Origin of the sequence: Pseudomonas abietaniphila, from assembly GCF_900100795.1 — a bacterium.
GTDB classification, from domain to species: domain Bacteria; phylum Pseudomonadota; class Gammaproteobacteria; order Pseudomonadales; family Pseudomonadaceae; genus Aquipseudomonas; species Aquipseudomonas abietaniphila.
In genome coordinates this window covers 282,233-288,338 of sequence record NZ_FNCO01000009.1, presented here as the reverse complement: position 1 = coordinate 288,338, position 6,106 = coordinate 282,233, and the positions used below count along the sequence as shown (strand labels likewise).

Below are 6,106 nucleotides of genomic sequence, written 5' to 3'. Positions count from 1 at the left end.
ATTGTTTAACCAGCTTGAGTTTGAAGGCTGGATCGTACTTCGTCATGGCTGTCCCCTCGGTTGGACTGGGTGTCCAACTTTCGGGGGTCAGTTCAGGTCTGATGCTCCTGGTTGGGCCCGACTTCGTCGGGTTCCTTCACTTCGGCGACGCTCCGTGGGCCCGCCGCCATCCGCCATCCATGGCGGGGGGCGGCTCTCGCGGCATCCATGCCGCTCGGCCCACTCCACGCCGCCTGCGTTCAGCCTGCACCCAAGTCGCGTTTTGTGGTGTCTGGGCTGCTGCGGCACGAAGATCAAAAGCCACAGCGCGCTTTGCGCTGCCTAGATCAACACCTCGATCGTTGAAAAAACAAAAAACCTGTAGGCGTTAGCTTGCTGACGAATGCGGTGTCTCATTCAGCTTTAATGAAACTGGCTCACTCCTATCGCAAGCACGCTGATTGTTCCCACGCTCCGCGTGGTAACACATTCAGAGACGCTCTGCGTCATCCGGGGTGTGGCCCATGCGCTCCGTCAAACCTTGAACTGCCTCAACAACCCGTTCAACTGCTCACTCAAGCCTTTGAGTTGCGCACTGGCCGCGCTGGATTGCTCGGCCGCAACGGCCGTGCTTTGCGACAGCTGCGCCGCCTGCGTGACGTTCTGGTTGATGTCCTCCACAACGTGAGACTGCTGCAGCGTCGCGCTGGCGATCGAGGCATTCAGGCCGTTGAGATTGCGCAATGCCTGGCTGATCGACGTCAGGCTCTGGCCTGCCAGATTGGCCTGTTCGATGGTCAATTGCGACGCGCGGCTGCTGTCGCCGATCACCTTCACGGCAGCGTCGGAGTGACTTTGCAGGCGTTCGATCATTGCCTGGATCTCAGCAGTGGACTTCTGCGTGCGTTGCGCCAGCAAGCGGACTTCGTCGGCCACCACCGCAAACCCTCGGCCCTGATCACCCGCCCGCGCCGCTTCAATCGCCGCGTTCAGCGCCAGTAAGTTGGTCTGCTCGGCGATGGAGCTGATGACTTCCAGTACGCCGCCGATCTGCGTGCTTTCGCTGGACAGCGTACGGATCACTTCCACCGCCTTGTCGATGGTGCCGGACAGGTGATCGATCTGCTTCAGGCTGCTGTCGATATTCGCCTGACCTTGTTGCGCCTGGGACTCGGCATTGCGCATCTCGCTGGCGGCGTGCTCGGCATTTTTTGCCACGTCCTGGACGCCATAGGTCACTTCGTTGACCGCCGTGGCGACCTGTTCCATCTGCAGCGACTGCTGCTGGCTTCGTTCCTGCGCCTGCACGGCGTTGGTGCCCAGGTCGCTGGACGCCTGACCCAGCCCGACGGCCGACAGTTGAAGCTCGCCGACGACCCGGCGCAGTTTTGCGGTGAAGGCGTTGAAATGAGTGGCCAGTTGCGTGATCTCGTCATTGCCCTGTGTTTCCAGGCTACGGGTCAGGTCACTTTCGCCGCTGGCGATATTGGCCATCGCGTCGACGGTGTTCTTCAGTGGGCCCGCAATGCTGCGGCCAATGAGCGTCAGCAGCAGGGCCATGACCAGAATGATGCCGATGCTGATCGACAGCGCCTTGATCACCTGTTGCTGGAACTCGGCCTGCACATCGTCCACATACACGCCGGAGCCGATGATCCAGCCCCATGGCGTGAACAACGAGATGTAGGAAGTTTTTTGAACGGCATCGCTGGCTCCCGGCTTCGGCCAGCGATAGTTGACCATGCCGGCACCCTTGGCCTTGGCCAGCGTGACCATCTCGTTGAAGACCTGAAAACCATCGGGGTCTTTGACGCCCGACAGGTCCTGGCCCACCAGCTTGGGGTTGGCCGGGTGCATGATCATCACCGGGCGCAGATCGTTGATCCAGAAATAGTCGGTCTGGTTGTAGCGCAAGCCGCGAATGGCATCCATCGCCTGCTGCTGGGCCTGTTCTCGGGTCAGCGTTCCGGCGCTTTCCAGGCCATGGTAGTAGTCGAGCAGGCCGCTGGCGGTCTGCACCACATGCATGGTTTTCTGCGCCTTGGCGTCGTAGAGGTCGTCGTGGATCTGTTTGAGCATGGCCACGGCCAGCGTGAACAACATCAAAACAGCGACGATAAGGATCAGCCACAAACGCCGGCTGATCGAGAGATTGCGCATAGTCATAACCGTCACTCCGTTCATTGTTCTTGTTATTACGCCAAACCGTTTCTGAGTCCGGCTTGCGTGAGGGGGAATCTTCCACGCTCGCAGCTGGCAAAAGCGTGCCCGTCATAAAGCATCTCGGCTCCGCTGAGACAAACCTGAGAGCGTTGTAGGGCATTTCTCAACTAGTCGTCGAATAAGTCTGAATCGTCGTAAGGGATGACCAAAAAGTGACGTCAGAATTTTTACAGATATGGCGAAAGGCTTACACGAAGTGGAGATTTTTGCTCTAGGTTGGATCCCATTTCAGCAGTACATTGGATCCATCAACTGCAGCAATGGACCGCTGCAGGATCAGGGACGATCGACCGTTGCCAGGCATTGGCGGCCGACAGGAAGTTGGACGGTCTTGCACAAACCCGCTTCGGCGGGTTTTTTTATGCCTGCGAAAACGACGCTTCCGTCCCTGCGCGCGGCCTCTGTTACAACCGTTTCGACCAAATGTCATCACTTGATGGAATTTCCAGCGCTTGCGCCGTTCACAGTACGGACGACAACCCGAGTCCAGGACAGGGCCGGCCGGGCAGGCAATGGGAAGAATTATGGTGGACGCAGCGCAAATGGAAGCAAACGGGCAGCAAAAAGGACTCATTCTGGTGGTGGAGGATGAGTCGATCATTCGCGATTTTGTGTGTGAGATTCTGGGGGACGAGGGTTTTTCAACCCATGCCCTGGAGAGCGCAGACGAGGCCGCGAAATTTCTCGACGATCACGCCGAGCGAGTGTCGCTGCTGTTGACCGACATTTTGATGCCGGGCACGTTGAACGGTGCTGACCTGGCAAATCTGTCGGGCAACAAATGGCCGCAGATTCCGATTCTCATCATGTCGGGTCACGAGACGCCAGAAAGCTCCGGCGTCCAGCACGCTGTGACCTTTATCCGCAAACCCTGGAGCTTTGGCCAGCTGCTCGACGGTGTCGACAAGGCGCTGCAAGGCGGCAAGGCGCTTTAGGGATCAGCGGTCGGGCTCACAGCCTTTTAGTACAAGCCGAATGATGGTCTGGGCGGCGGCTTCATAGTCGGCGTCGTCCAGCTTCGGCTTGCCCGTGACCGTGGAAATCTGCCAATCGAAATCCGCGTACGTCTGGGTCGCCGCCCAGATGCTGAACATCAGATGGTTAGGGTCGATCGGGGCGATCAAACCGTCGTCGATCCAGCCCTGGATACAGTCGATGTTGTGCTTCGCCTGGCCATTGAGCTGTTCGACCTGCTCAGGCGTCAGGTGCGGTGCGCCGTGCATGATCTCGCTCGCAAACACCTTCGAGGCGAACGGCAGTTCCTGTGAAATACGGATCTTGGAGCGGATGTAGCCGCTCAGCACGTCGGCGGGCACCCCTTCGCGGTTGAAGGGAGTCGAGGCCTGCATGATGGGCTCGATGATGCTTTCGAGCACCTCGCGGTAGAGGTTTTCCTTCGACTTGAAATAGTAATAAACGTTGGGCTTGGGCACACCGGCCTTGGCGGCGATGTCGCTGGTCTTGCTGGCGGCGAAACCCTTGTCGGCGAATTCTTCACTGGCTGCGCGCAGGATCAGTTCTTTGTTGCGCTCGCGGATGCTGCTCATAAAGCTGAATGTCCTTGCCTGCTCGGCGGTGGCGAATGGTAGCACCGGCTTCGCGGCAGGCTCAAGATTGGTGGCGGGGCGGGCCAGCGTCGGTCCGACAGGTTATGCTGCACACTCTAAACGCACTCCATCGCTACACCTCGCGAGCAGGAAAAAACACATGGCAGGAAGCAGTTTGCTGGTATTGATCGACGACATCGCGACCGTCCTCGACGACGTTGCGCTGATGACCAAGATGGCGGCGAAGAAAACCGCTGGCGTACTGGGTGACGATTTGGCCCTCAATGCACAGCAAGTGTCGGGCGTGCGTGCCGAGCGCGAGTTGCCGGTGGTTTGGGCCGTCGCCAAGGGCTCGTTCGTCAACAAACTCATTCTGGTGCCAGCGGCATTGGCAATCAGCGCGTTCATTCCCTGGGCGGTCACGCCCCTGTTGATGCTCGGCGGCGCGTACCTGTGTTTCGAAGGTTTCGAAAAACTGGCGCACAAATTCCTGCACAGCCCGCAAGACGATCAAGCGGAGCATGCGCAACTGACCGATGCCGTCGCAAACCCGGCGACCGATCTGGTGGCGTTCGAGAAAGACAAGATCAAGGGCGCGGTGCGCACCGATTTCATTCTTTCGGCGGAAATCATCGCGATCACGCTGGGCACGGTGGCCGAGGCTTCGCTGACGCAGCAGGTCATCGTGCTGTCGGGTATCGCGATCGTCATGACCGTCGGTGTGTATGGCTTGGTGGGCGCCATCGTCAAACTCGATGACGGCGGCCTTTACCTCAGTGAACTGAAAGGCGAGGGCGGACTGCGGCGCATGCAGCGGGCGTTGGGTCGAGGCGTGCTGAGCGCGGCGCCGTACATGATGAAAAGCCTGTCGGTGATTGGTACGGCGGCGATGTTTCTGGTGGGTGGCGGCATCCTGACCCATGGCCTGCCGGTGCTGCATCACGGCATCGAAAGCCTGGCGTCTGCAGCCGGTGCTCTGTCGTTTGCGGTGCCCACGCTGCTCAACGCGGTGGCGGGAATAATTGCCGGTGGTATTGTGTTGGCGGTGGTCATGGGAGCAGGAAAAATCTGGCGCCTTTTCAAGGCCTGAACGGGTATTAGGTGGCGAGGTGTCGGCAGAATGAACAGCCCTTTGTTTTCCAGTGTGGTCGCTTACGCCCAGCATTGTGAGCGGCAGCTGGTGGAGATCCTCCATCGTCGACCGTCGCTCGACCGGCAACAGGTCATGACGTGGGTGGATGAGCAAAGTCATGCGATGAAAGACCGTGATCCTCTGGACCTGTTGCGCTCGCTCAATGCCCGGGTGCGTGCTGGCAAACCGTTGCCGTGGGAGAGCCATCCCTGAGGCCCTCCGTGGGCGCACGCAGCGGCGGATTGCCTTAATTGTCAGTGACCTGCCCGTAGGCTTTGGCCGGCTGGCGGTTGTACATCATTGCCGCGCCCACCAGCAGCACCAGAATGCTCAGCAATACCAGCGACGAACCGACGGTGCCGAAGTCCAGACCGCCCTTTTCGTGCGGCTTGGTCAGTACGTCGCCCAATGTCGCCCCGAACGGACGGGTCAGCACGAAAGCGATCCAGAACAGCGCCACCGACGAGATCCGGGTGGTGTAGTGCAGCACCACGACCACCGCAATCGCCGCGCCGATCAGCAGTGCACCGCCCATGAACCCGAGGCCCGAATCATCGGCCAGGAAGTCACCCAGGGCTGTGCCCAAGGTGTTGGAAAACAGAATCGCGAACCAGTAGAACAGCTCGGCCTTGAGCGTGGTGACGCGGGTCACGGACAGCGATTTTTCACTCAAGTACCAGACCGAGAAGATCGCCAGCAGAATGGCGATCAGAATGGCGGAGCCTGCTGCGTAGCCGAGCCCAAGGGTGCGGTCCATGAAGTCGGACATCGTCGTGCCCGCGGTGCTGGTCGAAAGAATCACGATCCAGTACAGCGCAGGGTTATAGCGTTTGGATTTCAGCTGCGTGAGCAGCGTGACCACGAACACGCTGATCAGAATCAGCGAGCTCATCAAATAGCCGACATCCAGCGTCATCGACAGTAAGTCGCCGGCTGTTTCGCCCAATGTCGTGGCACAGATTTTCATGACCCAGAATGCAAGGGTGATCTGTGGAAGTTTATTCATTGTTAATACCCGGGAAGGTTTGACCGCGTTATTCAAGTGGCCGTCTGCATGAAGCCGACGATGGCGCGCATGATCCCGGGATGGGTGTTAAAAATAGGTCGTCTGAATATGAAAACGTTATGAAAGAACCTGTTGTCGCCTCAATAGCAGACAGTGCGCGACCCATCGCGCGGTTATCGGTTTCAGGGAGGTGTAGAATGCCGGGCGGCGTGACGTTAA

The 6,106-nt window shown here is 58.9% G+C and carries 6 protein-coding genes and 1 pseudogene; 3 read left to right on the top strand and 4 right to left on the bottom strand.

The window, feature by feature from the left end; genetic code table 11:
• Window positions 1–513: 513 nt before the first annotated feature.
• Both BLS87_RS35280 and BLS87_RS35275 read right to left on the bottom strand, forming a co-directional pair.
• Window positions 514–1,248, bottom strand: coding sequence for a methyl-accepting chemotaxis protein (locus tag BLS87_RS35280; protein WP_425262238.1), 735 nt, complete (start codon window positions 1,246–1,248; stop codon window positions 514–516).
• A 123-nt stretch (window positions 1,249–1,371) separates the two neighbouring features.
• Window positions 1,372–2,058, bottom strand: a pseudogene (locus BLS87_RS35275) (cache domain-containing protein); the annotation flags it as partial.
• Between the two features lie 686 nt (window positions 2,059–2,744).
• On the opposite strand from BLS87_RS35275, the gene BLS87_RS19010 reads away from it, so the two are divergent.
• Window positions 2,745–3,137: a response regulator gene (locus BLS87_RS19010; RefSeq protein ID WP_244165863.1), complete on the top strand. Its 393-nt coding sequence runs from the start codon at window positions 2,745–2,747 to the stop codon at window positions 3,135–3,137.
• 3 nt (window positions 3,138–3,140) lie between these two features.
• Here the strand turns inward: BLS87_RS19010 and BLS87_RS19005 are convergent, their stop codons facing one another.
• On the bottom strand, window positions 3,141–3,749 hold the full coding sequence (locus BLS87_RS19005; RefSeq protein WP_074754448.1) for a TetR/AcrR family transcriptional regulator: 609 nt from the start codon (window positions 3,747–3,749) through the stop codon (window positions 3,141–3,143).
• A 160-nt stretch (window positions 3,750–3,909) separates the two neighbouring features.
• On the opposite strand from BLS87_RS19005, the gene BLS87_RS19000 reads away from it, so the two are divergent.
• Window positions 3,910–4,839 carry a DUF808 domain-containing protein gene (locus BLS87_RS19000; RefSeq protein WP_074754446.1) on the top strand — a complete coding sequence of 310 codons (930 nt, stop codon included), beginning with the start codon at window positions 3,910–3,912 and terminating at the stop codon, window positions 4,837–4,839.
• A 30-nt stretch (window positions 4,840–4,869) separates the two neighbouring features.
• Window positions 4,870–5,094 (top strand): hypothetical protein, encoded by a 225-nt coding sequence (locus tag BLS87_RS18995; protein ID WP_074754444.1) that lies wholly within the window; start codon window positions 4,870–4,872, stop codon window positions 5,092–5,094.
• Window positions 5,095–5,128: 34 nt separating this feature from the next.
• Here the strand turns inward: BLS87_RS18995 and BLS87_RS18990 are convergent, their stop codons facing one another.
• Entirely contained in the window at window positions 5,129–5,887 is a 759-nt protein-coding gene (locus BLS87_RS18990) for a COG4705 family protein (RefSeq protein ID WP_074754442.1), read from the bottom strand.
• Window positions 5,888–6,106: the final 219 nt, after the last annotated feature.

Bases quoted from the DNA above. Each gene is read 5' to 3' on its own strand.
- BLS87_RS35280 (WP_425262238.1), bottom strand. From the start codon at position 1,248: ATGGAACAGGTCGCCACGGCGGTCAACGAAGTGACCTATGGCGTCCAG.
- BLS87_RS18995 (WP_074754444.1), top strand. From the start codon at position 4,870: ATGAACAGCCCTTTGTTTTCCAGTGTGGTCGCTTACGCCCAGCATTGT.
- BLS87_RS19005 (WP_074754448.1), bottom strand. From the start codon at position 3,749: ATGAGCAGCATCCGCGAGCGCAACAAAGAACTGATCCTGCGCGCAGCC.
- BLS87_RS19010 (WP_244165863.1), top strand. From the start codon at position 2,745: ATGGAAGCAAACGGGCAGCAAAAAGGACTCATTCTGGTGGTGGAGGAT.
- BLS87_RS19000 (WP_074754446.1), top strand. From the start codon at position 3,910: ATGGCAGGAAGCAGTTTGCTGGTATTGATCGACGACATCGCGACCGTC.
- BLS87_RS18990 (WP_074754442.1), bottom strand. From the start codon at position 5,887: ATGAATAAACTTCCACAGATCACCCTTGCATTCTGGGTCATGAAAATC.